This window comes from Methanosarcina sp. Kolksee, assembly GCF_000969945.1.
GTDB lineage: Archaea > Halobacteriota > Methanosarcinia > Methanosarcinales > Methanosarcinaceae > Methanosarcina > Methanosarcina vacuolata.
Window position 1 is genome coordinate 4,101,101 of record NZ_CP009524.1, and the last position, 22,936, is coordinate 4,124,036.

Genomic DNA, 22,936 nt, shown 5'->3' on the forward strand with positions numbered 1-22,936 from the left:
GGGAAGATGGAGATAAAACCCCCGCGTGTTACGGGGCGGCAGCTGGGACCTCTTTGCCAAGGTCTGCCGGTCGGCTATCCGCGCTGGGAACAAAGCCGACTTCCGCTACAACAATATTGGCTTCCGTCTTCTGAGGAAACTGTAATTACTTTCTACTTTACCACTTAAGTTACTAGCTGAAACACATTTGAATTTCATTGGGGAAATAAACTTACCCCCAAGTTCAGCCCTCTTGAGCGAACGAAGTGAGCGAAAAGGACGGCGGGCTCCCGAATCGCAATTCGGGGTTTACATCCACTCGTAATGCATCAGAACTTCAGGATTAAAACTCTGCATCAAACTGTTTTCCGTATATCCAAAAAAGAGGCAGCCACTGCAGTTTTCAACAATTTCCTTTCTGTGTTCTTCCGAGTTTTTCCAGACGCTCTCAAAGCCGTCCCATATCACATTTCCAAGAGGCTCGTTATGAACGCGGCAGGTTTCCAGAGTGCCGTCATGCGTCACATTTATAATAACCCCGCTGGCCCTGCATTTGTAGTCCATTTTTCCGTCCCTGACCATTTTAAGGTAGGTTTTGGAATTGATTATCGGGTAGCCCTGCTTCTTAAGCTCTATTATGTGGTCAACTGTACAGTGGAATTTTTCCTTATCGCGAATTCCGATATCGTTCCAGATTTCTTCACTGATTCCGGGAAACTCATGGACAGGCTCAAAGGAAACTTTCACTCCCAGCTTTTTTGCAAGCAAAATGAGAGTCTCGATATCATCCAGGTTTTTTCCTGTAAGCACGCAGTTCATCAGGATGGGATTCTTCTTTTTCTGAAGTTTTCTAACCTCAATAGCTTTTTTTAAGCCCTTCAGCAGAGTTTCGAAATCCATCCTGCGGATTTCTTTATAACTATCTACCCCATCCACTGAAACCGAAAGGAAGTCTACATCTACCAGCTCTTCCGCCCTTTCATAGAGCAATTTTCCATTTGTAACCGTGGAAGTGATCATCCCGATTTCTTTGGCGTATGCCATAATCTGAGGAAGATCTTTTCTGAGGAGAGGTTCTACGGTCCAGGCGTTGTAGACACCGATCCCGAATTCTTTAGCATCGTCCAACAATTTAAAAATCTCTTCTCTAGGCGGCTCTTCTCCGGTTTTCTTCCAGTACTCACAGAACTTGCAGCGCATATTGCAGCAGGCATTTACACCGTGGGAGAGGACAAAAGGACGTTTTTTTACTCGGATCTGCCAGAGCGCTCTCGAAACCAGAATAGGGTCAAATCGGGACATAGGTATCATTTGCCTAATAAAACAGAAGGGTCATTATCTGTATTAGTAAAGAACATTTGCAATATAAATAGATTTATCCGGCTGCCTGTTTTTTGTTTTTAATTACAATGTCCCTTTCCTTAAAAGTTGAACGATGTAATTTAATTTACTCTAAAGGTTTAGAAACTTACTCTAAAAAGGTTTAGAAACTAATTTTCTGAAAAGAATTTTAAAGGAGTATTTAAATAAGTCGTGCAGTAAAAACAAATGCACAATGTAACCGCTTTTAAACTAACAAGTAAACTAAAAGTAAAAAAAGTGCTCGCCGAAGGGCGAGCTGTAGGTATTGAAGTTTTAGTTGCGTTTATCCGAAGAGGGCACCGAGGCCGGCCATTCCGTCTTCTTCAGAGTGGTCTTCTTCCTCTTCTTCCTCTTCCTCAGCAGGAGCTGCTTCTGCGGCAGGGGCTGCTGCGCCTGCAGGGGCTGCTGCGCCAGCTGCTGGAGCTGCGAATGCTGCCTTTGCAATTGCTTCTTCGATGTCCACGCCTTCAAGGGCTGCGACAAGGGCCTTTACCCTGGATTCATTAACTTCGATACCTGCTGCCTGGAGAACGGCAGTGATTGCGTCTTCGGTAATTGCTTTACCAGCGTTGTGCAATAAGAGAGCTGCATATATATATTCCATCGTTAATCACCTAAGTTTTAATTATCGTAAATAAATTTATCCGAAAAGGGAACCGAGACCAGCCATTCCATCTTCTTCGGAGTGGTCTTCTTCTTCCTCTTCTTCCTCTTCTTCCTTTACTTCTTCGATCTTCTCGGGTTCCCTGACTGCTGCGGCTGCTGCGCTTGCGGCCGCTCCGAGAACTTCCCTCAGTTGGTCATCCACAGCATTTGCATCTTTGTCTGCGGCTTCAGATGCAACAGATGTCATCTGGACATGAGCTTTTGCCAGTAAGGCGTCCATGACTCCGGAATCAAACACGACAGCATTGACACCAAGGTTCTTTGACTCTGCAAAGGCTTTTGCCAGCAGGGTGCCGATTGTTGCGCTTGTCGGGTATGCAGTGTTGACAGCGAGGTTGAAAGCGCTCTGAGCTGCTCTGGTAATATCAGAGAAGTACTGGCTTTCATCAATTGCAAGGAGTTCCGGCTCGTAAATTGTCCCATCATCATAGGCGGCTCTTAAGTCCAGCCCTACAATGAGAGGGTATATCTCCAGCTTTGCAAGCATGGTTGCGAGCTTCTGTGGAACTGCCTCACCTGCTTTACAGACAACCTTAGTTTCCTTTACTGCAACTTTTCCTGCATCTATTGAAGCTGGAATTCCTGCACTCTGGAGTTCTCCCAGAATCGGGCCAGGTGGGAAACTGGTAGGCCCCTTCTGAACAATAATATCCGCAGGAGCTATTGCGCCTCCTTTAATCGGAGAAGGAGTTTTTGTCTGTTCTAGAACTTTGTAAAGCTTGAAGGGACTTTCGTTAGTAAATACCAGAGCAGTCTGCTTGTCAAGGTATTTATTCATCTCGGGAATGCTTTCCCCGAGCTGGTTTAAAGCCCGCTCAGTAAGGGTGTTCCTTGAGACCTTGAGCACTGCAACGTCTTTAAGGTCCCGGCGAATTTTCTGGATCTTGGTTGCAAGAATGCCTTCGATCCCAACCATCCCGAAGACCTTATGGGACTGAATGAGCTCTACTATATTCTCGATCTCATTCTTTTTCCACTCTGGGACGTGCTCCGTGTGATGCTTCTCCTCTGCCATTTACACCACCCTTTCGGATTTTCCCATAGTTGTCGTGACATAGACCGTTCTCAGGTTGTGCCTGCCTTTATCCAGGACACGCTCCAGCCTGGATACTATAGTCTCAATGTTTTCGGCAAGATCATCGGGACTCATGTTCCTTCGGCCGACAGGCACATGGAATGTGAGCTTGTCTTTTGACCTTAATCTGATTGCATTTTGCTTGCTCTGGATCAGTTCGCCTATATCTTTGTTAGGTAAAAGCGGAATAGGCATTTTCCCTCTGGGTCCAAGAACAATACCCAGGTTCTTACCAATTGTTGGCATAAACTGGGTTTCTGCGATAAAAAGGTCACATTCGTTCGCAAGAGTCCTGGCTTGGTTTTTATCAGCCGCCAGTTCATCGAGCTCAACATCAGAAATAACATACGCAGCACCGGCAGCCTTTGCTCTGAGGCCCACATCACCTTTTGCAAAAACGCCGATCTTCAGTTCTTTTCCGAGCCCGTGAGGAAGAATTACTTCTTCATCGACTCTGTTCTTCGGTTGGTTCATGTCAAGATTCTTTAAGTTAATCGCCAGGTCTACGCTTTCAGAGAAATTGCGTTTTGGCGATTCTTCAAGTACTTTCTTGACAGCTTCCAGTATATTTTTTTCTGCCATCTTGTTCCTCCCCGTAGTGTTTGAACTTACATGTCCAAGCAGCCTTTTCGGCTTACTACGGTTGGTCTTAGGGCTTTTCCATTAATCCGGATATTCGGTTATTCTTAACAATAAACCACTAATAACTATCTTTTTTATATATTGCAATGATATGCAGGATTCTTGAGCTATTAGTGCTATCCAATTTAAAACTATTGGTGATGACGAAATTCCGGATTAAATAAGAAGGAATAGGAAGGTTTTACCACTCTTCACCGGCAAGCAAATCATCGAACTTGCCCTGATCGAGTGCCTTCTGGCTGTCTTTAGCCTTAACTCCCTCTACATTCACGCCCATGGGGACACAGGTACCCATTACCTCTTTCATTGTTGACTTGAGATCATAGGAAAGTACGTCTTCCTTCTTCATCCGGGCAATCTTTGCAACCTGCGAAATGCTGATGTCTCCAACAACTTCGCTTCCTGCATTTCCTGACCCTTTTTGAATCCCTAACTCTTTCATAATCAGGGATGCAGTGGGTGGAGTGCCTACTTCGATCTCGACATTTTTCTTGTCGTCAACAATTACTTTTACAGGAACCTGCATACCATTGTAGTCCCTGGTTTTTTCGTTGATCTTTTCGACCACTTCTTTTATGTTGACCCCGAGCGGACCAAGCGCCGGACCTAAAGGTGGTCCAGGATTTGCTTTTCCTCCGGGGACAAGTGCTTCAACAATACTTGTCATCTGAGTCTCACCGGTTTTAATACGTATAATGTTTGTAGATCCATTTAGATCCACTTTGAGTACTGGTGATTTAAATTAATAAGCTGGAATTTTAGGTATTTTTCCATCTTGCTGTGACTTCACTCATTCTCTTTTTTAAGTATTCTTACAGTATCGCCACGAATAGTGATGGGAATCGGAACCACAGCATCAAACAGCTCCACAGTAATTTCCTCATGCCCTTCGTCAACTCTTTTAACCCGGGCTTTCTCGCCTTTAAAGGGTCCTGAAGTAACCTCAATTATAGCCCCTTCCTTGATCCCTATTATGGTTGGTTTGGGTTTAAGGAAATGCTCAATTTCAGCAATTGAAGAGCTCCCTTTCACAAGAGCCCTTGCATGGGGAATAGTCTGGATTGCCAGTTCTACAATTCCGGGTTTAGGAGCCTCGACCAGGACATATCCTTTTAGCTCATCAGGAGCCAGAATTGCCCTTATATCCAGCTTCTCCTTTTTCGAAATCCTGGCAAGGGCTGTTGCAACCGATCTTTCTTGGTTTGCCGTAGTTTTGATTACAAATATCTGGGACTCCTCACTCATTTGGCCACCCACTGGGGCAACATTGTCAACAGTACATATACTATAAATCCTATTGCTCCCACAGCCAGAATGCCAACACCTGCGACTTTGGCAATGGTCAAGAACTCTTCCCTGGACGGTTTTCTAGTAAGTTTCAGGACTCTCAGGTGTGCCCGGATTGCCTGACCAACGCTTTCTGCAGTTATCTTCGGTTCAAACGTGGATTCTACCATCAATTCACATCCAGGTTTTCTTTATTCTAGTTCTCTTTCTTTAATTTTTTGCCTAGAGTTCTTCCTATGGGTTTTCCATTCCCGAAATTCGCATTTCCTAGATCTGGAATTTCCGGATTTATATTAAGGAAGGAACGGGCGGTTTATATTATTAATTCCTATTATATGAAGATATCACTGGCACGACTTTTAAAACGTCAAAAGATTTCGATGCTGGATTTGTATTTATTTCAAAGTTTTAATCGCGTCAGTAGAAATATTTATTTTTTGATGCCGAATTGTATCGGCACCATACGGCATTTACCATAAAAATAGTTTTCGATTGGTTTTTATTCCTATTCCTTATTTATATTTTAAAGAGAGGAAAACAGTATTTTTCTCCAACCGAAGATTTTAATCCCTTTTATCTCTGATCTGATCACTCTACAAAATCAATTCCATATTTAAAGGTAATATCCTTGTCGTTTCCATGACCATAAATCTGGGCGGATGTTACTCCTGTAACAACGATCATGGTACGTACGGTTTGTTCGAGGTCAGGGTCAACCTGTGCACCCCAGATCAGGCGGGCGTTTGCGTCTATCCGGCTATAAACTTCCTGAACCACAGATTCAGCTTCTGAAATTGTCATGTCAGGACCTCCAACCACATTAACGAGAGCAGAGGTTGCACCTGAGATGTCCACGTCAAGAAGCGGACTCCGCAAAGCTTTCTGTACGGATTCGACAGCTTTGTTTTCTCCGTCGGACTCTCCAAGCCCTATCATTGCAACACCCCCGTTCTGCATAACAGTTCGGATATCTGCAAAATCGAGGTTTACAAGCCCGGGTTTTGTGATCAGTTCGGTGATACCCTTTACGGCTCTCATAAGAACTTCGTCTGATACTTTGAAGGCAGCCTGAAGCGGAAGCCTCGGAACTACTTCGATCAGCTTATCATTGGGAACCACTATTACCGTGTCTGCGACATCTCTAAGGCGTTCAAGACCGGCTTCAGCATTGGTCCTGCGGACATGACCTTCCACACTGAAGGGCAGGGTGACGACTGCGATCGTAAGGGCTCCTGCATCTCTGGCAGCCTCAGCTACTATAGGTGCTGACCCTGTACCGGTTCCTCCTCCAAGCCCTGCGGTAATAAAGACCATGTCAGATCCTTCGACAACGCTGTTGATTTCGTCGATACTTTCGATTGCAGCATCTTCTCCGATCTGGGGGAGGCTCCCAGCCCCAAGTCCACGGGTTTTCTTTTTCCCGATAAGAATCTTTTTGCCGGAGCGTATATGAAGAAGGTGCTGAGCATCGGTATTCAAGGCAACAAGGTCAGCTCCCTGTATTCCTTCGCCCATCATGCGCTGGATGCTGTTCGAGCCGCCGCCTCCGCATCCTACCACTTTGATAGTTGTTTTAAGGCTTCGAAGGATCTCTTCGAGTTCAGCATCAACATCTGAGTCTACTACGTTAGAGTAATCTAAATTTGAGTAATCTCTCTGCCCGGCACGTCCTTCCTGGGCAGATCGAGCAAGGGCTTCTTCCACAATGGATCTCATACTACTGTTTTCCTCCATCCTATGGGGTAGTTTTAATGAATGATGTTAAAGAATAAATGCATTTTTAGAGGGAACATGTGTATTTTAACCATCACATATACAGTTTCCAATTTAATAGTTTTCCTGTTCAAGTCTTTGAACTTATAATGTATTTGGTTAATTATTTAATTAAACTCTTCTACTCTCTTATTTAGCCTCAGGCTGTTCCCCACAGCTATTATGGTCCAGTTTTATTTGCTATAATTCTGAACCTTCTTTAATAATTCTGAACCTTCTTTGATAATTCTGAACTTTTTTTAATAATACTGAATCTTAGTTAATTTCTTTGACCAAAATGTTTATTTTTTATTATTTTATTTTTCTGCACACTTCCCTGTATTTTTACCTTTCTCTTTTATGAAAAATAATTACGCTTTTCCTCTGGATTCTCCCAGGATAATACCTGTCGCAATCAGGTGGGCAACCCTCAAAGGTTCAGGAATATTGCTTCTTATTGAGGTAAGCCGGATAATCTTTTTAACAGTCTCCATGCCTATGCCTGCCCTCTGAATATAAATAGAACTCTTTTCACCGGAAATTCTTTCTATTTTTCCCGCCCGCTTTATTATAGTCCACCGTTCCTCCCCATCCTGGAAGTATTTGAGAGCGGATTTTATTTTCTCGAAATCCGGATAGGACCGCATAACCACAACTACAGGAATTCCGGTTTCCCTGTAAAGCGTCTGTATATCGACAACATTAAAGCCTCCATAAGTGATTCCATCGAGAATAACCGTTCTTATCTGGCCGTAATGTTTACTCTTCTTTATCATATTACAGATAACTTCAGTAGCATCAAGCCCATCCTTTGTGATTTCGGAGCGAAGAACCCCGTCAATCCAATCCCCTCCTCGAAAAACAGCCCCGACTATCATCACTTTTTCAGTGAGGAGTGCAGAATCGTCTATACCTAAAATTCGAATTTCGGGCTTGATATGAAAATCTGAATTCACAGGTACTTCTTATGTATGGATTACAAAAATAGTTTGTCGGTTTTCCTTCAAGGTTTTCTAATCAAAGTCCTTTCCAGGAAAATTTTCAATTTTCCGGTAAAACCCCTATCTCTCAAGCTAAAGTAAAAATAGCCAGCCATAGAAATGAGCCCTTGGGGGGATTTCTATTCGGTTTACCGGAAACTTTTTTACACGAACATGGTTTCGGGGAGACTGGCAGGCATCATTTTCTGCGTATCTGCAGCCATAGAGACTTTATCCACAGCTTCGAGGAAATCTGCCATCTCAATCAGTTCTTTGTCTTTCCTGACCGCAAACATACCTGCTTCAGTGGCGATTGCCTTCAGATCCGCTCCACTCATTCCTTCGGTAGCTTTTGCAAGCCTCTTAAAGTCAATATCTCCTGCAAGAGTCATTTTCTCACAGTGGATTTCAAGAATCTTTCCTCTGGCCTCTACTCCGGGCATTGGGACATGGACAAGCCTGTCAAATCGACCTGGCCTGAGAATTGCCGGGTCAAGGACATCAGGACGGTTTGTTGCTGCAACAATCCTGATATTTTTTCTTTTGTCAAAGCCATCCATCTCTGCCAGCAGTTGCATAAGCGTCCTCTGAACCTCACGGTCTGCTCCCGTCGTTTCATTCAAACGCCTTGCAGCAATTGAGTCAAGCTCATCAATGAAAATAATACTTGGAGCCTTTTTCCGGGCCATTTCAAAGATTTCTCTTACGAGTTTGGAACCGTCCCCAATGTATTTTTGCACGAGTTCAGAGCCTACAACTCTGATAAAGGTTGCATTGGTTCTGTGAGCCACAGCTTTCGCAAGCAGGGTTTTGCCTGTTCCCGGAAGTCCATAAAGAAGAACTCCCTTAGGAGGATCGATACCTATCCGAGCAAAGCGTTCCGGCTCAATGAGAGGAAGTTCGACAGCTTCCTGAAGTTCCTGTATTTGCTCATCAAGACCGCCTATCTGGTCATAGTCCACTTCTACGCTTTCGAGGACTTCCATTGCAGCAACAAAAGGTTCTTCTGTAGATGGAATAACCTCGGCAATGGCAAGCGTATGCTGGTTCAGGGCAACCTTTGCCCCAGGCAGCAGTTTTTTCTCATCGATATACTGTGAGACATTAACCAGAAACTGAGGTCCGTTGCTGCTTCGGACAATTATCCTATCATTCTTAATTACATCAATGACCGTACCAATAATGAGCGGAGAGGTCTTCATCCGATCGAGTTCAGACTGCAGCTTTCGTATTTCTCGTTCGTATTTTATCTTTTGGTTTTCTAGATAACGTTTTTCAGATTCAATCTGGCTGCACTGCTCTTCTAGATAACTATTTCGGCTTTCAAGTTGCCTCATTCGGTCCTGGACGCTTTCAGTTACTTCCCCCAGCTCCCCAGGCTCGATTCCGTCATACACAGGTCCGGGCTTACCAAGGTGACTGCGCATGCTTTCATCCTTACTTTTAGTACTTTCCGTCATGGAGCTCCGAATAATATTTAAGTTCATACCGTATATAGCGTTTTCGAAGTGATCAATATGCAGTGCGAAATATGTGGTGCAGAGATCCGCGGAAAGCCTATATGCATTACAATTGATAACAGCGAGCTCCAGGTCTGCCAAAAATGTGCTCCTTACGGTAAACCCGTTGATAAGCGAACTCCCGTGTCAAGAAAAGTCTCTCCGGTGGTTCGAACAGTAACACGAACTGTAAATAGGCCAAAAAAGGATTTTTTCGATATCTTGAAAGACGAACTCCTGGACAACTATGATCAGATTATCCGGGACGCCAGAGAAGCAAAAGGCTGGTCACAGGAAGACCTGGCTGAAAATATCAAAGAAAAAGTATCTTTAATCAAAAAGATAGAACGCAGCGAAATAGTGCCAGAGGACTCCGTCCGGAAGAAACTCGAACACGCTCTTGACATCAAACTTACGGAACGTTTGGAAGAGTCAGGACAGGAAGTTTCTCACCTAAAGAAAGATATGACCCTCGGAGATATAGTGAAAATAAAAAGAAAGTAAATCTCAAAGCAGAGAAAAAGAAGTAAATCTCAAAGCAGAGTAAGATAAAGTATTTTAATTGCCGGTTCTATTCCGGCAACAACACCTGGTTTCTGGTAGTTTTCTCCTTCCGGGAACGACAGAGGGTTAAAGTTGAAGGCATTTTTTACTTTTCTTCCCTCTGTTTTTACGTGCTTTATTACGGTTTCAGGTCTTTTTTGTTTTAAGCTTATTCTTTACTTTAAATCTAGTTTTTTAGTTGTTATTCTCTGAACCCCATGCTTCTTTCTTTACCTGTCTCTTCTTATTTGATTTCTATTTTCCGAAAAACCTTTAAATCTCAATTTCGATCTCATATACCTTTTCAGGATTTTCTTTATGAATAACCCAGAAAGGTTCTTCCCCATACGTTTCCATCAGTTTAATGGTTCTTCTTGGAACTGTTTTCGGGCCTAGTACTGCGCCTGGTCTGTCAGGGTCGTCAATATAATCGGTTTCCATCATGAACCGTGTACCTTCTTCAATCGCGTGTTCGATTGCCCCTTTTACCGAAATCACTCCTGGAAAAAGCCCAAGTTCCTCACAGGTTTTTACCAGAGGTGGAGAATAGTGTTTGACAACTTTGTACATTTTAATTCCTGTTTTTCTCGCCCTCTCTGCTATATCCTGAAGTTCAGGTTCTCCCACGCTTTCGGTATGAAGCTGGACCGCACAATCCTGTTCTTTCCCCAGGGAAAAAGCATACTCCATAACCTCATTCGAAGCTGTCCATACTTCTGCAGGCACAGGGTAATGAGGGCGCCCTGACTTTATCCCTACGGCAAGCCCCTTTTCAACATATCCTGAGGCAAGTTCAAGTCCTTTCTTCATGATCTCTGTAGCTTCCTGCAGTTCCAGATACTCGGTAAGCCTTGAGATTTCTGCAGGATGGACACCCAGTACAGGAAAAACTCCAACTCCCAGCTCCCTGATTTTTGACGCTATTTTTATAGTTTCGTCAAAAACCTGAATGTAGTCTTCAGGTTTGTTGACTGTTATTCCAAGCGACCAGCTAGGTTTGGTGACCAGAATTATATGAGTTCCTCCAGAGTTCTTGAAATCCTTTACTGCTTCGAGCCCCCTGGATCTGAAGTCGATATGCATGTGATTATCGGTAATAGGTATTTTTGCAGACATTTTCATCCCTCAAAGGTATGAAGTTACGGATAAGTCCGGAATAGTATTTTCTGAAAATCTGGATTCGATTTTTAGAAATGTGCGCAAGTATCTATGTATAGTGTCCAACTTTGCGTTAGAGATTGCTCGACATGTTAGAGATTGCTCAGCATACTATTAATTACCCAAAACTTGAAATATATAGCCTTACGTTGAGTACGCTGAAAGATTCAATTATTCTTACCGAACTTTGAAAAGTTCCCCTTTTTTAGCTTTTCAGTCGCTACGGTTCTTTAAATACGAACCCTAAGATCTGGTGATAATTATGAGTAAAACCGCAGCAGTAATCAAAGGTGACGGGGTAGGCCCCGAGCTTGTAGATGCAATGCTTAAAGTAACAGAAGCCGCTGGCACAGACGTTGAATTTGTTATGTGCGAAGCAGGAGCCGGCTGGTGGGAAAAGCATGGAGGAAACTCCCTTATTCCGGATGAGACATGGGACATCCTTGACAGTTCAGATGCCTGTTTTAAAGGGCCGACAACCACACCCGGAGGGATAGGCTCTCCAAGAAGTGTGGCTGTATCTATAAGGAGTAAGTATAATCTATATGCAAATGTCAGACCAATAAAGACTTTCCCCAATTCAAGTGCTCCTCTTGGAGATGTGGAAATGATTTGTGTGCGCGAGGGCACAGAAGGCCTTTATATAGGAGAGGAAATCCAGCTTACAGATGATGTTGCAATTGCAATCCGTAAAATCACACGCACAGCATCCAACAAGATTGCCAGCTATGCTTTCGAGGAAGCAAAGAGAAGAGGCTATGACGCTGTTGTGCCCATCCATAAGAGCAATATTCTGAAACTGACATGCGGCTCTTTCTTAGAAGAGGTAGAAAAAGTTGGGCAGAATTATCCAGGTATCGAGATCTGGCCTTATCACATAGACAACATTGCCCAGCAACTGATAAAGAACCCGCAGATATTCAATAAAAAGGTTCTTCTTTCTACAAACCTCTTTATGGACGTAATAAGTGAGGAATGCTCAGCCCTGGTAGGCAGTATTGGGCTGATCTACTCTGCCAATATCGGAGACTCTTTCGCAATGTTTGAACCTGCTCACGGGTCAGCTCCAAAGTATGCAGGCCAGGACAAGGTTAATCCTGTCGCAACCGTACTTGCAGGCGCATGGATGCTTGATTACCTTGGCGAAAAGGAAAAATCCGAAGCGATATTTACAGCTACAAAACGCGTAATTTCCGAAGGTAAGTATGTAACTTACGATCTCGGAGGCAATGCAAAACTCAGTCAGATGGCTAATGAGATTGCAAAGTATACGGCAGAAATTCTCAAATAAGAAAATAATGAAGGAAATACCTTTTCATTCCTTCACTTTTTTTTATCAGAATCGGTTATCTTTGCTTTATTTTTCAATTTTCCTCGACCTGTGCGTCCCGGATTGCAGATGGGCTGGTAAAGAAAATATTTTTCGACATAACCCAGAAGCTCTTCATCTGATATGCAGGAAACCCTCTCTTCATTATCATAGAGATTCTGGATTTCGTTCTGGATATTCAGAAGTCTGGGGTCGTCTTTTTCCACAATGGTTTCAATATCAAGAAGATCATTTAAGGTCTCCTGAATTTTATAACGGATAACTTCCAGACCCGAAGAGTCCCCTATAAGCAGGAGCCGCTTTCCTCCTACCAGTTCTGGAGGGTAGGGTTCATAGTTAAAGGGATTTTTAAGGACGCCTGCAGCATGTATTCCGGATTCGTGAGCGAAAATATTATTTCCGACCACGGCTTTGTTCCTGGGAACCCGCAGTCCCAATTCTTTTTCCATGAATCTTGCAAAGCGTGTAACTGGTTCAAGGTTATATTTTTCAAAACCTTCTACCCTATCTCTCAGGAAAAGCAGGATTTTTTCCATCTCGCTATTTCCTGCACGTTCTCCTATACCCAGGAAAGTTACGCTTGTCCAGTTAGCTCCGTGCCAGTAACCTGCAATGGAACTTGCTGACCCGAACCCGTAATCGTCATGAATATGGGTTTCTATATTTTTTACCCCGATTTCTTCTTTGAGGTGCTGCACAATTTTCGGGATTCCATAAGGCTCATCGACACTAACGAAGGGCATCCCGTATCCGACAGTATCACAGACCCGGATAATACAGTCAGGGTCGATTTCGATAATTTTTTCAACTAGCGGGAAAACAAAGCCATAATTGTCTGCTCTTGTCATATCTTCGAGGTGAGCCCGTGTACGAAGTCCGTGGTCGACTGCATACTGAAGGGCATCCAGATATTTTTCTTCGGCTTCTTCCCTGCCTGAGAGTTTCATCTTGGAAAAAATATGCGTATCCGATACAGACATAAGGATTCCTGTTTCTTTTAGCCCATCAACTTCGAGAATTTTGTCTATATCGGCTCTTGAAGCTCTTGCCCAGCCTGTGATTTCGGGAAACTCATACCCTATATCAAGCATTAGATCTACAGCATCTCTATCCCTCTTATTGAATACGAAGGCCTCAAGTTTTTCGATTCCTATCTCGTGCAGATACTCATAGATTTGGAGCTTGTGTTCTCTGCTAAGGACGATTCCCGGCATCTGGGAACCATCACGGATAGTGCTGTCACTTATGTACACGTCATTTCCATAGGGCAGCTTTAGTTTGGGCAGATCTTCATATGATTCGTAAACTTTCATCACTTTTCCTCCTTTATTTCAGGTGGCAGGGCCCTGTATCGATAGAGCGGGATTTCACTGCAAAGATCTTCCTGTGAAAAAGATATATTTCAGGTATACAGGTCAGAAAATAAGTTGCATTTAACCTAAGAACCCTAATTCTTGTTTAAAAAACACTCTTTTGGGGGAGCACTTACTACTGTTCTTCAAAACAGCATCTTACATTCTATGTCAAGATTTATATTATGCCGAGTTTAGATTATGTGAGATTCAATACTTAAGTATATGTCGTTATAATTAAAATTTTTTTCTTTTAAAATATTCAATATGTTTTCATATTCATGTATTTATTTAATCTATAGTGCCTATACTATTTTAACTTACCAGGGGTGATAGGAGACACTGCTTCTTATTCCTTTTGAAAAATTCCCGGAGATTTCCCGAAAAAAAAGCTGATTAGCATTGATGTATAAGGTTCGTCTAAAGCTTTTCTTGCAGAAGTTTTATCTGTTTTTTTAGAGCCTCATGAAAGTTTACTTTCCTATCCTGCCCTTCTTACCGGTAATAAGGTATATCTACAACAAGTTATATTTATATTCGAGCTGATCTGAAAAATCTGACTTAATTATAAATCTGATTTAGCTATAAACTTGATTTAATTATGTTTGTGTATATATGTAATTGGCTTTGAACAATGCATATTTTCCAGTTTTCCAGCTCTGATTAATAAGTCGGTTAGTAAATAAAATTAAGAATTATATAAGTATATATTTAATTACGTTTTGTATATTTGCTTTACTTTATCCCGAGGTAAACATGTCCGAAATAATAAGCGTTAGCGGCGGTCCGACAAAACCTGAAATCATTGCTGTGTCCCTTTCCAAACTCGGGCTGCGGGACGGAGATCGGTTTGCAGATGTAGGCTGCGGTACGGGATCGATATCGATTGAAGCCACAAAACTTGCCCGGAACCTCACTATCTATGCGATAGATGCCCGAAAAGAGGCTCTGAGAGCCACTGAAATGAATTTCAAAAATTTCAATATAAAAAATGCCCGGATTTTAGCTGGCGAGGCCTCGGATCTACTGAGTTCGGAAAGTTTTACTGATACTATTGACTGTGCTTTTGTCGGCGGGACAAAAAATATTGGTTCTGTGCTTGAGACCCTTGTTAAGAAAAAAGCTAGAAGTATTGTGGTAAACGCAGTCCGAATAGAAACAGTTGTCAGGACAATTGAGGCAATGAAAAAACTTGGAATTTTTGATGAAGTAGTCCATATTTCGGTTTCGAGAAGTGCACCAATTGCCGGCGAAACAATGTTTAAACCTGAAAACCCGGTATACATCATTGTTGGAAAAAAGCAAAACTGAAAATTGTCTTATAATTTAAGTCTTCTTTACATTTATTTTTATAATTTATGGAGCGAGAGCATGTTAATCGGAGTAGGACTTGGTCCCGGAGACCCTGAACTTTTAACCCTCAAAGCAGTGAATGTTTTGAAAAACAGCGATAAGGTATATGTGCCAGGCCGCCTGGCAAAAGATCTTGTGGCTCCTTACGCAGATGCCGAAATCCTTGAGTTTCCCATGATAAGGGATATTGAGGTCCTTAATTCTCTCTGGAAAGAAAATGCTGACAGGATAGCAGAAGAGGCAAGAGAAGGCAATGTAGCTTTCGGGCTTATAGGCGACCCAAACTTTTTCTCTACGTTTTCCCATCTCAAAAAAGTAATGCGCAAGCACTATCCAGATGTAGAACTTGCAACCATACCTGGCATAAGTTCGATCACGTCCTTTGCCGCCAGGACCGATGTTGCGGTTGAGAGCTCTTTTGAGGTCAGCGACGGTTCTGAAATAGGATATATGATTCACCTGAAGGCTACGAAACCGAAATCCATAGTTAAACAGCTTGAAACTGAAGGATATACGGAGTTTATCTTTGCAGAAAAACTCTTTTCGGACAACGAGCTCATAATCCGGAAGAAAGAAGAAATTCCGGAGAAGGGGAACTACTTCAGCATCATTTACGGAAAGAAATGAAAGTGAATGACGTAATATTCAAACTTACATGAATTCGTGCAACTTACATAAATTCGCGTAACTTACATAATTTTGAAATGAAACACGAAAGCAAAGGGAATGGTCAGATGGAAAGGAAAGTATATTTTGTGGGAGCAGGCCCGGGAAACCCGAAACTCATTACCGTACTTGGGCGTGAAATGCTTGAAAAAGCCGACCTTGTGATGTATGCTGGCTCTCTGGTAAACCCTGAGGTTCTTAATTACACGCAGGGAGAAACAGTGGATAGTTATGGATTAACCCTCGAAGAAACCACTAAAATAATTGCGGACGCTGTAGATGCAGGGAAATTCGTTGTTCGCCTTCACAGCGGAGATCCATCTCTTTATGGTTCTGTCATAGAGCAGATGGAAGAGCTCAGGAAACACGATATAGAAGTCGAAAGAGTTGCAGGGGTTTCCTCGATTTTTGCAAGCGCTGCCGCCCTCGGCACACAGTTGACTCTTAACGGCGTTTCAGATACTCTAATTATTACCCGTCCTGCCGGAAAAACCCTGGAAAAAGACCTTATCCCCGAGCTTTCTGCCTACAATACTACTATGGCAATTTTCCTTGGCACGCAAAAAATAAGGGAAATTATGGAAAAAGTCCGCTGTCCGAAGGATACGCCTGTTGCAGTAGTGTTTCACGCGTCCTGGGAGGACGAAGAAATCATCACCGGAACTGTGGAAGATATCGCAGACAAGGTGAAGGATGCAGGGATTAAACGTTCAGCAATGATAATTATCGGTGGGGTTGTTGACCCTAAAAATTACAGGAGGTCCTACCTATACGGAGTAGCCCAGGAACCGTTGTAATCACTTTTGAACGAAATAGAGAGATTGCAGCAAGGATAGCAGAACACCTGAACGCAGACCTGATTCTTTACGAGAAGGGAATATTCGAAAAGGCTTTTAAAAGCTATGGGGCAATAATTGCGGTTTTTGCCACAGGCATTGTGGTAAGAGACATTGCACCACTTCTCGATAATAAATGGTATGATCCTGCAGTGGTCGTAGTTGATTCAAACCTGAATTTCGCAATCCCACTGCTGGGGGGGCACCATGGCGCAAATGAAATTGCCCGCAAGATTTCTGAACTTGGAGCAGTTCCTGTGCTTACAACAGCGACCGAGGTTCACGGCAAACCTTCAGTAGAGGGTATTGCTGATAGGTTAGGCTGTGAAATCTTCAACAAAGAATCTACTGTAGCTGTAAACTGTGCCCTCCTTGATCAGGAAATAGAGGTTCTTGAGGTTAAGGGGCCCAGAATTGTTGTTGTAGATGAAGATGTATCCGTACTGATAAGAAAACAACATAAGAATGTAGAAATCAAAGACAACAATAAAAGTAAACAGTAATTGAGCTGTAAATTAATCTGCACTTAAGTAAATTAACCTGCCCAGGAACTCTTTAAGAATCAGAGACGATAATAAATGATTGTAGGAATAGGAACTCGTAGGGGCATTACGAAAGAAGAGGTCATTGAAGCCGTAAAACAGGCTCTCGATGAGTGCGGTCTGAGCCTGGGAGAAATTACATCTTTTGCTTCTGCGAAACTTAAGGAAAACGAACAAGGGCTTCTGGAAGCGGGAGAGACACTCGGCATTCCGGTGAACTTTTTGCCGGATGAAGTGCTGAACAGCTATAGTCCTCCTTCAGCTTCCCAGGCGTCCCGATTTGGATTAAAAGGAGTTGCAGAACCTGCAGCTCTGGCACTTTCTGAAGAAAAACAATTGATTTGCAGGAAGAAAATCTATGGCAGAGTCACAATCGCAATCGCAAGATAAGGCAACGAAAGGAAAACTTTACATCGTAGGGATCGGCCCAGGATCTGTAGAACAGATGACGATCAGAGCCAGAGATGTAATCCTTAATGCCGATTATGTACTCGGAAACGGTACTTACCTGGATCAGATAGCAAGCCTCCTCGGAACCCAGGAAGTAATCCGCAGCTATATGGGTAAAGAGGTGGACAGGGCAAGAAAAGCGGTGGAGCTTGCAAAAGTTGCAACTGTTGCCATGATCAGCGGCGGCGATACCAACGTATACGGTATGGCAGGCATTGTGCTTGAAGTTGCTGAACATCAAGGGCTTGAAGTTGATATAGAGATTCTTCCTGGAGTCACGGCAATTTTAGCTGGGGCAAGTATGCTAGGCGCACCTGTTGTGACAGACTTTGCAGTAATCAGCCTCAGTGACCTTCTGACTCCATGGGATGTGATTGAAAAACGACTTAATCTTGCTGCAGAAGCTGATTTTGTAATGGCTCTCTACAACCCGAAAAGCCGTAAGAGACAATCTAACTTTTCAAGAGCTATAGAAATTATCCGCCAGTACAAGGCAGATTCCGTGCCTGTGGGACTTGTGAAAAACGCTCTGAGGGGAGATGGTGAAGACAGGATAGTAACCACTCTTGGAAAAGTTATGGAATACGAAGATTGGGTAGATATGAGCACCACGATCCTTATTGGAAACGGAGATTCCAGAATCTGGAATTCTCAAAAGAAAGATTTCATAATTACTCCCAGGGGGTATCAGAAAAAGTATGACTACTAAAGAGAATGCTAATGAAAAGGTTGGGAAACTCGACAATCTTGAAGAACTTACCGAGCTTACGGTTGATGTGAATCCCGAACTTGTAAGCATTTGTAAGGACTCAGGGGCAAGAACCGAAGAAGCAAAAGCCATCTATATGAAAAGCCGGACAATGATCCAGGAACTCATCGGCAACAAAACTCCTGAAGACCGCTTCCGCCAGCGCTGCGTTATTGCTACCGGAGACCTTTCTGTAGCAGATATCATGCGTTTCATGCATGACCCCATACCTGCAGGAGTAGAAGCTATTAAAAAGGGTGCCCCGATTTTCGTGGATATCAATATGGTAAAAGCCGGAATTACAAAGACAGGACACAAATCTGAAATTATTTGCGTGCTTGATGAAGACCCTAATGCTGAAATTGCTAAAAGGTACGGAATTACGCGCACATCAGCCGGCTTCCTTGCTGCCAGGGAGCGGCTAGATGGGAGTATTATTGCAATCGGAAATGCACCTTCTGCCCTTATTATGGTCTGCAAACTTATCGAAAAGGGTGTGAGACCAGCCCTTATTATCGGGCTTCCGGTAGGTTTTGTAAATGCAGCTGAATCTAAGGAAATAGTCAGAAACCTGAAAGTTCCTGTACCCTCTATTAGTTGTGTCGGGACAAGAGGCGGAACCCCAATGGCAGTTGCATGCGTAAATGAGCTTGTTGCAATCGCAAGAGAAAGTGAAGACGCGAGAGAAAGTTAAAAACAACACTTTCTTTAGTTTTTTAATTTGTAATCCAATTTTTTGTTTTCAGTGTTTTTTCAGTTAATCGCCTGCTTTCCAATACCTTTTTTATATAAGTTAGGAATTACGCACTTGAAGCACAAAACAATAACATTAAACGCGTAACTTTCTAAAAGAGCGATTTTAACTATTTGGCCTACTATGCTTGATTTTGCAGCATACGTGCGTAATTCTTATAAGGTTCTCATTTTACCAATTCATATTTCAAATTCTAAAAATAATTTCTTATGTGTTTATGAACTTTTGCATTATTTTTATTATGACTGTGAAAAGTCAAGTTTTATGTTATATAAACTGGTATGAAATTTAAATTGGATTTATGTGTAAATTAAAACAAATAAACACATGGTCGGATAAAAATGAGGAAATTATGCACAGCATTACTTACTCTTGTAGTATTGATCTCAACGACTACGAGTGTAGAAGCTCTGGAATCTAAGACGATAGAAAGGCATAATGGCGCATCTGCATACGCAGAATGGTATGAGATAAACAACAATGCAACTACCTATACGTACTTATCTGTAACTGAAACCAATGATGGTACTGATATCTATGTATCAACCTATAAATATGGGCCAGATTATTGGTTCGAAAAGTCGGGATACATGTTTACAGAGGATGATGTTTTTAGCATAGATAAAAAACTCAACTCTGCAAGCCTGTCTGAGATTAATATTGATGTCAATAACTGGTATACGGGTGAAACAGATACTGTAACCATCGGAGCTGACTGGACTGGTACAGGAGAAATTTCAACCGGGACCTCGACCTCAAAATCAACAACTGGCGACTACGTGTGGAGAAGCAGCGAAAATTCAAAATACAGGGGAGCTTCGGCCACAGGCAGTATAAACGGCCTGGATCTTGGGATAAGTACTGACGCAAGTATGTCTAACTTCAAGTCTGCCTATATGAGTATGGAGAAATAAGCGTATTATAACAATTTTTGAAGGATTTCAAAAGCCCCAGAGGTAAAGAAGTAGCCTGCTGCACAGGTATTTCGATTCAATAGATTAAAACTCAGGGCCTGACAAATCCTTCATATTTCCCCTTTTCAGGAAATAGTAATTTGGCTTATTAATTTAAGTTAAGTTTACTACTCTCCTAATCCAGTTTAAATTCTGCGTCTTCAGGACATATGCCAGCATATTCTTGCGCCTATGACCTAATTCTCCGAATCTGGATTTTTCAAACAAACCATTGAAAATGGTTCTGATAGATCATATAAAGCCCGAAGAGTACCAGTACTGTTCCAGCTCCCTTTTTGAAGACCGCATCCCACTTAGAAATAAGCCGGATTTTTGAAGAGGAAAAGTGGGCTGAGTACGCGAGCAAGAGCATTGGTATAGCAAATCCAAGAGAATAAACTGAAAGGGTAAGGGCTCCTGTAATAGTATTTCCGTTTAAAGCTACCATGGTCAGGATCGAGCCTAGAATTGGTCCGACGCAAGGGATCCAGAGAACACCGAGGGAAAGGCCAAGCAAGAAGCCAGAAACAGGTCCTTCATCACCCATTTTCCCCAGAAGGGGAAACTTTGAAAATGCATTGAATAGGCTTATGTCAAAGAGTAGTGCAAAGCCCAATAAGAGAATAAGGACCTCTGCGAGAATTTTCAGTTGATCGGTATACTCGCTGAATACTGCCCCAAAGGCAGATGTTGCCACTCCCATTATGGTGAAGGATATTGAGACTCCAAGCACTATTGCAAGAGGCCTAAATTTGTTTTTTCCTGCGGATGTTGCCAGGACAGCAGGCAGAAGGGGAAGGATGCAAGGGGACAGGACACTGATAATTCCTGCTCCAAATGCAGCCACAGGGGAAATAACTTCATAATACATGGTTACAATTTCTTTTTTTAGTTTATTTACGATAGTGTTTATCCGGAACTATGGATTTTACCATAAGTTTGAACTTATAACTTAATGAGTTTAGAAATTAGTTCTATATATTAAGTTTATTTTTATTATTATTTGCTTTTCCCCTCTTTGAGAAGAGCAAGGTTTATACGATTCTCATACACCTCTTTTTCCATTTGCCCTTGAATTCTAGCCTGGAATCTATCCTTAGTGACTGTCCCATTCTCTTGCATATAAACATAGTCCCCGTCTTCAATACCCACGACCAAAGATGTGTCAGGGACGTATCCGATTTCAAAATAAGAGTCAAGATCAGGGCTCTCGGTTATATCTATAGATGCAATAGTGGCTTTCCCACTGTATTCTGTTGCCAGTTCCTTCAGCATGGGTTTCATGGCCTGGCATGGCCCGCAGTGTTTAGATCCTATTTTTACAAGAACAGGCCCCTGCTCAAGGGATGCATTTATCTGTTCAAGGGAGGTCACTTCAAGAACACTAGTTCCTTCCTGGGCTTCCTGAGAAGTTGTGTTCTGTCCAGACTCGTTTGTTTTGACAACGCCATTTTCTCCCTGGATTTCCTGAGAAGTTGCATTCTGTTCAGATTCGTTTGCTCCGACAATGCTATTATTCTCCTCAATTGCCTGGGTATCTGTGGAATTTTCCTTGCTGTCATCAGTACAACCCGCAGTAAAGATTACAGCTGCAAGCATGATCAATAAGACAAATAATTTCTTCATGTTCTCAACGTTAATTTTTTATTTTATATTATTTTACATATTATTTAGCAATTATGTTGTATGGTAATAATTTCCTCTTTTCAAAAATAACCTTCATTTTAATATAGCCTACATTTTCTACTGGTTGTGAAATTAGAATTATGAAGTAGAATTATCAATAAACCTCAAATAATTAACTCTAAGGGAAGAAGATATATACCTAGTTTAAGAGACTTTTGGTCTGTTGAAAATATATAAACCCCCTTATGATATGACTTTAAAAATAAATATGGTTAGTGATATATAAAGTACAGGAAAAAGAAGAGATCTTAAAAAACTAATTAGAATTGCCGGGCCAGCCGATTGAAGAAAAGTTAGCCGATTGAAAAGAAGAGGTGTCCTCAAAAGAACGCCAGGTTGCTGTTTAGCTTATTAAAGAGAGGTTAGCCGATTGAGAAGCTAACCAATCGAGAAAAGTTGTATAATCACGTAAACGTGTTAACCTTTCCTCTTTTATTTCGCTTTACTCCTCTCCCAGAGTTTTTTCTACTGCGGTTATAACAGCCTCGAAGTTCTTCTGCCATTCCGTACTGTGGTCAAGCAGGCCCTGGATAACAGTGCCTTTATCTTCCATTTCTGCGACCTTTGGCTCAATAGGGAGTCTGGCAAGAATCGGAATATTGAAGTCTTTTGAGGCTTTTTCCACACCACCAGTTCCGAATACTTCTATTGGCTTGCCGCAGTGGGGGCAAATAAGCCCATGCATATTGTCAACAAGCCCTATGATAGGCACGTCAAGTTTTTCAGAGAATTTTATTGACTTTCGAACGCTGATAAGGGCTACATCCTGGGGAGTTGTAACAAGCACCGAGCCGTCGCAATTGGGAATGAGCTGAGCCACACTCAGGGGTTCGTCTCCTGTGCCGGGTGGCAAGTCTATAATCAGGAAATCGAGTATTCCCCAGCTAACGTCTTCCAGAAACTGTTTGATTGCCCCCATTTTGGCAGGCCCTCTCCAGATTACAGGAGAATCTTTGTCTCCGAGCAGAAAACCGACAGACATCATAGAAAGATTTGGAAGTACCGAGACTGGAAGAATGCCTTCTTCATTAACCTCGAGCCTTTGAGACTCTAACCCGAAAATAGTAGGAATGGTCGGTCCGTGAATATCGCAGTCCAGAAGCCCAACTTTATATCCTCGCAGGGCCAGCCCAGCGGCCAGATTTGCTGCAACTGTACTTTTCCCTACTCCTCCTTTTCCGCTCATTACCATGATCTTGCGTTTGATACGCCTGAGATTGACTACTATTTTTGGCTCTTCTGGCTTTTTCGATAAGCTCTCAAGTGGTTGAACCTTATCTGTCATTTTTATCGCCTGTGTAAAATTTCCGTATTTTTCCCGGT

26 protein-coding genes are annotated in these 22,936 nt (G+C 42.5%); 11 read left to right on the forward strand and 15 right to left on the reverse strand.

Annotation, left to right across the window (positions count from 1 at the left end):
• The first annotated feature begins 25 nt into the window (after nt 1-25).
• Complete coding sequence (locus tag MSKOL_RS21700; protein WP_369799528.1) at nt 26-145, forward strand: hypothetical protein; 120 nt, start codon at nt 26-28, stop codon at nt 143-145.
• Between the two features lie 143 nt (nt 146-288).
• Here MSKOL_RS21700 and MSKOL_RS16815 read toward each other — a convergent pair whose 3' ends face one another.
• The 10 genes from MSKOL_RS16815 to MSKOL_RS16860 all read right to left on the reverse strand — a co-directional run bounded on the left by MSKOL_RS16815 (nt 289) and on the right by MSKOL_RS16860 (nt 9,203).
• Nucleotides 289-1,290, reverse strand: a complete 1,002-nt coding sequence (locus MSKOL_RS16815) for a radical SAM/SPASM domain-containing protein (RefSeq protein ID WP_369799529.1) — start codon at nt 1,288-1,290, stop codon at nt 289-291.
• 334 nt (nt 1,291-1,624) lie between these two features.
• Nucleotides 1,625-1,945 carry a 50S ribosomal protein P1 gene (rpl12p, locus tag MSKOL_RS16820; protein ID WP_048122860.1) on the reverse strand — a complete coding sequence of 107 codons (321 nt, stop codon included), beginning with the start codon at nt 1,943-1,945 and terminating at the stop codon, nt 1,625-1,627.
• Between the two features lie 36 nt (nt 1,946-1,981).
• The gene (locus MSKOL_RS16825; protein ID WP_048157838.1) at nt 1,982-3,022 is read right to left on the reverse strand and encodes a 50S ribosomal protein L10; all 1,041 of its coding nucleotides are present in this window, start codon (nt 3,020-3,022) and stop codon (nt 1,982-1,984) included.
• On the reverse strand, nt 3,023-3,664 hold the full coding sequence (locus tag MSKOL_RS16830; RefSeq protein ID WP_048122863.1) for a 50S ribosomal protein L1: 642 nt from the start codon (nt 3,662-3,664) through the stop codon (nt 3,023-3,025). It abuts the gene before it with no gap.
• A gap of 241 nt (nt 3,665-3,905) precedes the next feature.
• Nucleotides 3,906-4,391: a 50S ribosomal protein L11 gene (locus MSKOL_RS16835; RefSeq protein ID WP_048122866.1), complete on the reverse strand. Its 486-nt coding sequence runs from the start codon at nt 4,389-4,391 to the stop codon at nt 3,906-3,908.
• A 119-nt stretch (nt 4,392-4,510) separates the two neighbouring features.
• Complete coding sequence (locus MSKOL_RS16840; protein WP_048122868.1) at nt 4,511-4,969, reverse strand: transcription elongation factor Spt5; 459 nt, start codon at nt 4,967-4,969, stop codon at nt 4,511-4,513.
• Nucleotides 4,966-5,181: a protein translocase SEC61 complex subunit gamma gene (locus tag MSKOL_RS16845; RefSeq protein WP_048122871.1), complete on the reverse strand. Its 216-nt coding sequence runs from the start codon at nt 5,179-5,181 to the stop codon at nt 4,966-4,968. Before MSKOL_RS16845 ends, MSKOL_RS16840 begins: the two co-directional genes overlap by 4 nt.
• 418 nt (nt 5,182-5,599) lie before the next feature.
• Nucleotides 5,600-6,727 (reverse strand): cell division protein FtsZ, encoded by a 1,128-nt coding sequence (gene ftsZ / locus MSKOL_RS16850; RefSeq protein WP_048122873.1) that lies wholly within the window; start codon nt 6,725-6,727, stop codon nt 5,600-5,602.
• Between the two features lie 407 nt (nt 6,728-7,134).
• The gene (locus MSKOL_RS16855) at nt 7,135-7,719 is read right to left on the reverse strand and encodes a DUF99 family protein (RefSeq protein WP_048157840.1); all 585 of its coding nucleotides are present in this window, start codon (nt 7,717-7,719) and stop codon (nt 7,135-7,137) included.
• 188 nt (nt 7,720-7,907) lie between these two features.
• On the reverse strand, nt 7,908-9,203 hold the full coding sequence (locus MSKOL_RS16860; protein WP_048122878.1) for a proteasome-activating nucleotidase: 1,296 nt from the start codon (nt 9,201-9,203) through the stop codon (nt 7,908-7,910).
• A gap of 57 nt (nt 9,204-9,260) precedes the next feature.
• On the opposite strand from MSKOL_RS16860, the gene MSKOL_RS16865 reads away from it, so the two are divergent.
• Nucleotides 9,261-9,746: a multiprotein bridging factor aMBF1 gene (locus MSKOL_RS16865; RefSeq protein ID WP_048157843.1), complete on the forward strand. Its 486-nt coding sequence runs from the start codon at nt 9,261-9,263 to the stop codon at nt 9,744-9,746.
• Between the two features lie 312 nt (nt 9,747-10,058).
• Here the strand turns inward: MSKOL_RS16865 and MSKOL_RS16870 are convergent, their stop codons facing one another.
• Entirely contained in the window at nt 10,059-10,901 is an 843-nt protein-coding gene (locus tag MSKOL_RS16870; protein WP_048122882.1) for a TatD family hydrolase, read from the reverse strand.
• Nucleotides 10,902-11,205: 304 nt separating this feature from the next.
• Here MSKOL_RS16870 and MSKOL_RS16875 point away from each other — a divergent pair, with 304 nt between their 5' ends.
• Nucleotides 11,206-12,234 carry an isocitrate/isopropylmalate dehydrogenase family protein gene (locus MSKOL_RS16875; protein WP_048122884.1) on the forward strand — a complete coding sequence of 343 codons (1,029 nt, stop codon included), beginning with the start codon at nt 11,206-11,208 and terminating at the stop codon, nt 12,232-12,234.
• Nucleotides 12,235-12,266: 32 nt separating this feature from the next.
• Here MSKOL_RS16875 and MSKOL_RS16880 read toward each other — a convergent pair whose 3' ends face one another.
• Nucleotides 12,267-13,586, reverse strand: coding sequence for an isopropylmalate synthase (locus MSKOL_RS16880; protein WP_048157845.1), 1,320 nt, complete (start codon nt 13,584-13,586; stop codon nt 12,267-12,269).
• Between the two features lie 795 nt (nt 13,587-14,381).
• On the opposite strand from MSKOL_RS16880, the gene cbiT reads away from it, so the two are divergent.
• The 8 genes from cbiT (at nt 14,382) to MSKOL_RS16920 (ending at nt 19,888) form a co-directional block, all read left to right on the forward strand.
• Entirely contained in the window at nt 14,382-14,936 is a 555-nt protein-coding gene (gene cbiT / locus MSKOL_RS16885; protein WP_048122886.1) for a precorrin-6Y C5,15-methyltransferase (decarboxylating) subunit CbiT, read from the forward strand.
• Nucleotides 14,937-14,996: 60 nt separating this feature from the next.
• Nucleotides 14,997-15,605: a cobalt-factor II C(20)-methyltransferase gene (locus MSKOL_RS16890; RefSeq protein ID WP_048122887.1), complete on the forward strand. Its 609-nt coding sequence runs from the start codon at nt 14,997-14,999 to the stop codon at nt 15,603-15,605.
• Between the two features lie 107 nt (nt 15,606-15,712).
• Complete coding sequence (locus tag MSKOL_RS16895; RefSeq protein ID WP_048157847.1) at nt 15,713-16,441, forward strand: cobalt-precorrin-4/precorrin-4 C(11)-methyltransferase; 729 nt, start codon at nt 15,713-15,715, stop codon at nt 16,439-16,441.
• A gap of 80 nt (nt 16,442-16,521) precedes the next feature.
• Nucleotides 16,522-16,983, forward strand: coding sequence for a cobalamin biosynthesis protein CbiG (locus tag MSKOL_RS16900; protein ID WP_082091180.1), 462 nt, complete (start codon nt 16,522-16,524; stop codon nt 16,981-16,983).
• 75 nt (nt 16,984-17,058) lie between these two features.
• Complete coding sequence (locus tag MSKOL_RS16905) at nt 17,059-17,412, forward strand: cobalamin biosynthesis protein (protein ID WP_048157850.1); 354 nt, start codon at nt 17,059-17,061, stop codon at nt 17,410-17,412.
• The gene (gene cobJ / locus MSKOL_RS16910) at nt 17,381-18,181 is read left to right on the forward strand and encodes a precorrin-3B C(17)-methyltransferase (RefSeq protein WP_048122896.1); all 801 of its coding nucleotides are present in this window, start codon (nt 17,381-17,383) and stop codon (nt 18,179-18,181) included. The genes MSKOL_RS16905 and cobJ overlap by 32 nt, the downstream gene beginning before the upstream one ends.
• Nucleotides 18,171-18,914 carry a precorrin-8X methylmutase gene (locus MSKOL_RS16915; RefSeq protein ID WP_048157852.1) on the forward strand — a complete coding sequence of 248 codons (744 nt, stop codon included), beginning with the start codon at nt 18,171-18,173 and terminating at the stop codon, nt 18,912-18,914. Before cobJ ends, MSKOL_RS16915 begins: the two co-directional genes overlap by 11 nt.
• A 401-nt stretch (nt 18,915-19,315) precedes the next feature.
• Complete coding sequence (locus tag MSKOL_RS16920; protein WP_048157854.1) at nt 19,316-19,888, forward strand: hypothetical protein; 573 nt, start codon at nt 19,316-19,318, stop codon at nt 19,886-19,888.
• Between the two features lie 259 nt (nt 19,889-20,147).
• Here MSKOL_RS16920 and MSKOL_RS16925 read toward each other — a convergent pair whose 3' ends face one another.
• From MSKOL_RS16925 to MSKOL_RS16935, 3 genes are all read right to left on the reverse strand, one after another.
• Nucleotides 20,148-20,798 (reverse strand): cytochrome c biogenesis CcdA family protein, encoded by a 651-nt coding sequence (locus MSKOL_RS16925; protein WP_048157856.1) that lies wholly within the window; start codon nt 20,796-20,798, stop codon nt 20,148-20,150.
• 128 nt (nt 20,799-20,926) lie between these two features.
• Nucleotides 20,927-21,553 (reverse strand): thioredoxin family protein, encoded by a 627-nt coding sequence (locus tag MSKOL_RS16930; RefSeq protein WP_052725585.1) that lies wholly within the window; start codon nt 21,551-21,553, stop codon nt 20,927-20,929.
• A 502-nt stretch (nt 21,554-22,055) separates the two neighbouring features.
• Nucleotides 22,056-22,898, reverse strand: a complete 843-nt coding sequence (locus MSKOL_RS16935; protein ID WP_048122915.1) for an Mrp/NBP35 family ATP-binding protein — start codon at nt 22,896-22,898, stop codon at nt 22,056-22,058.
• Nucleotides 22,899-22,936 lie beyond the last annotated feature (38 nt).

What these genes read in the sequence shown, in the direction of transcription:
- cobJ (WP_048122896.1), top strand. Translation starts at nt 17,381, where the DNA reads ATGGCAGAGTCACAATCGCAATCGCAAGATAAGGCAACGAAAGGAAAA.
- MSKOL_RS16935 (WP_048122915.1), bottom strand. Translation starts at nt 22,898, where the DNA reads ATGACAGATAAGGTTCAACCACTTGAGAGCTTATCGAAAAAGCCAGAA.
- MSKOL_RS16920 (WP_048157854.1), top strand. Translation starts at nt 19,316, where the DNA reads ATGAGGAAATTATGCACAGCATTACTTACTCTTGTAGTATTGATCTCA.
- MSKOL_RS16905 (WP_048157850.1), top strand. Translation starts at nt 17,059, where the DNA reads ATGATTGTAGGAATAGGAACTCGTAGGGGCATTACGAAAGAAGAGGTC.
- MSKOL_RS16875 (WP_048122884.1), top strand. Translation starts at nt 11,206, where the DNA reads ATGAGTAAAACCGCAGCAGTAATCAAAGGTGACGGGGTAGGCCCCGAG.
- ftsZ (WP_048122873.1), bottom strand. Translation starts at nt 6,727, where the DNA reads ATGAGATCCATTGTGGAAGAAGCCCTTGCTCGATCTGCCCAGGAAGGA.
- MSKOL_RS16865 (WP_048157843.1), top strand. Translation starts at nt 9,261, where the DNA reads ATGCAGTGCGAAATATGTGGTGCAGAGATCCGCGGAAAGCCTATATGC.
- MSKOL_RS16880 (WP_048157845.1), bottom strand. Translation starts at nt 13,586, where the DNA reads ATGAAAGTTTACGAATCATATGAAGATCTGCCCAAACTAAAGCTGCCC.
- MSKOL_RS16930 (WP_052725585.1), bottom strand. Translation starts at nt 21,553, where the DNA reads ATGAAGAAATTATTTGTCTTATTGATCATGCTTGCAGCTGTAATCTTT.
- MSKOL_RS16830 (WP_048122863.1), bottom strand. Translation starts at nt 3,664, where the DNA reads ATGGCAGAAAAAAATATACTGGAAGCTGTCAAGAAAGTACTTGAAGAA.
- MSKOL_RS16925 (WP_048157856.1), bottom strand. Translation starts at nt 20,798, where the DNA reads ATGTATTATGAAGTTATTTCCCCTGTGGCTGCATTTGGAGCAGGAATT.
- cbiT (WP_048122886.1), top strand. Translation starts at nt 14,382, where the DNA reads ATGTCCGAAATAATAAGCGTTAGCGGCGGTCCGACAAAACCTGAAATC.
- MSKOL_RS16860 (WP_048122878.1), bottom strand. Translation starts at nt 9,203, where the DNA reads ATGACGGAAAGTACTAAAAGTAAGGATGAAAGCATGCGCAGTCACCTT.
- MSKOL_RS16835 (WP_048122866.1), bottom strand. Translation starts at nt 4,391, where the DNA reads ATGACAAGTATTGTTGAAGCACTTGTCCCCGGAGGAAAAGCAAATCCT.
- MSKOL_RS16840 (WP_048122868.1), bottom strand. Translation starts at nt 4,969, where the DNA reads ATGAGTGAGGAGTCCCAGATATTTGTAATCAAAACTACGGCAAACCAA.
- MSKOL_RS16895 (WP_048157847.1), top strand. Translation starts at nt 15,713, where the DNA reads ATGGAAAGGAAAGTATATTTTGTGGGAGCAGGCCCGGGAAACCCGAAA.
- MSKOL_RS16915 (WP_048157852.1), top strand. Translation starts at nt 18,171, where the DNA reads ATGACTACTAAAGAGAATGCTAATGAAAAGGTTGGGAAACTCGACAAT.
- MSKOL_RS16825 (WP_048157838.1), bottom strand. Translation starts at nt 3,022, where the DNA reads ATGGCAGAGGAGAAGCATCACACGGAGCACGTCCCAGAGTGGAAAAAG.
- MSKOL_RS16870 (WP_048122882.1), bottom strand. Translation starts at nt 10,901, where the DNA reads ATGTCTGCAAAAATACCTATTACCGATAATCACATGCATATCGACTTC.
- MSKOL_RS16845 (WP_048122871.1), bottom strand. Translation starts at nt 5,181, where the DNA reads ATGGTAGAATCCACGTTTGAACCGAAGATAACTGCAGAAAGCGTTGGT.
- rpl12p (WP_048122860.1), bottom strand. Translation starts at nt 1,945, where the DNA reads ATGGAATATATATATGCAGCTCTCTTATTGCACAACGCTGGTAAAGCA.
- MSKOL_RS16890 (WP_048122887.1), top strand. Translation starts at nt 14,997, where the DNA reads ATGTTAATCGGAGTAGGACTTGGTCCCGGAGACCCTGAACTTTTAACC.
- MSKOL_RS16815 (WP_369799529.1), bottom strand. Translation starts at nt 1,290, where the DNA reads ATGATACCTATGTCCCGATTTGACCCTATTCTGGTTTCGAGAGCGCTC.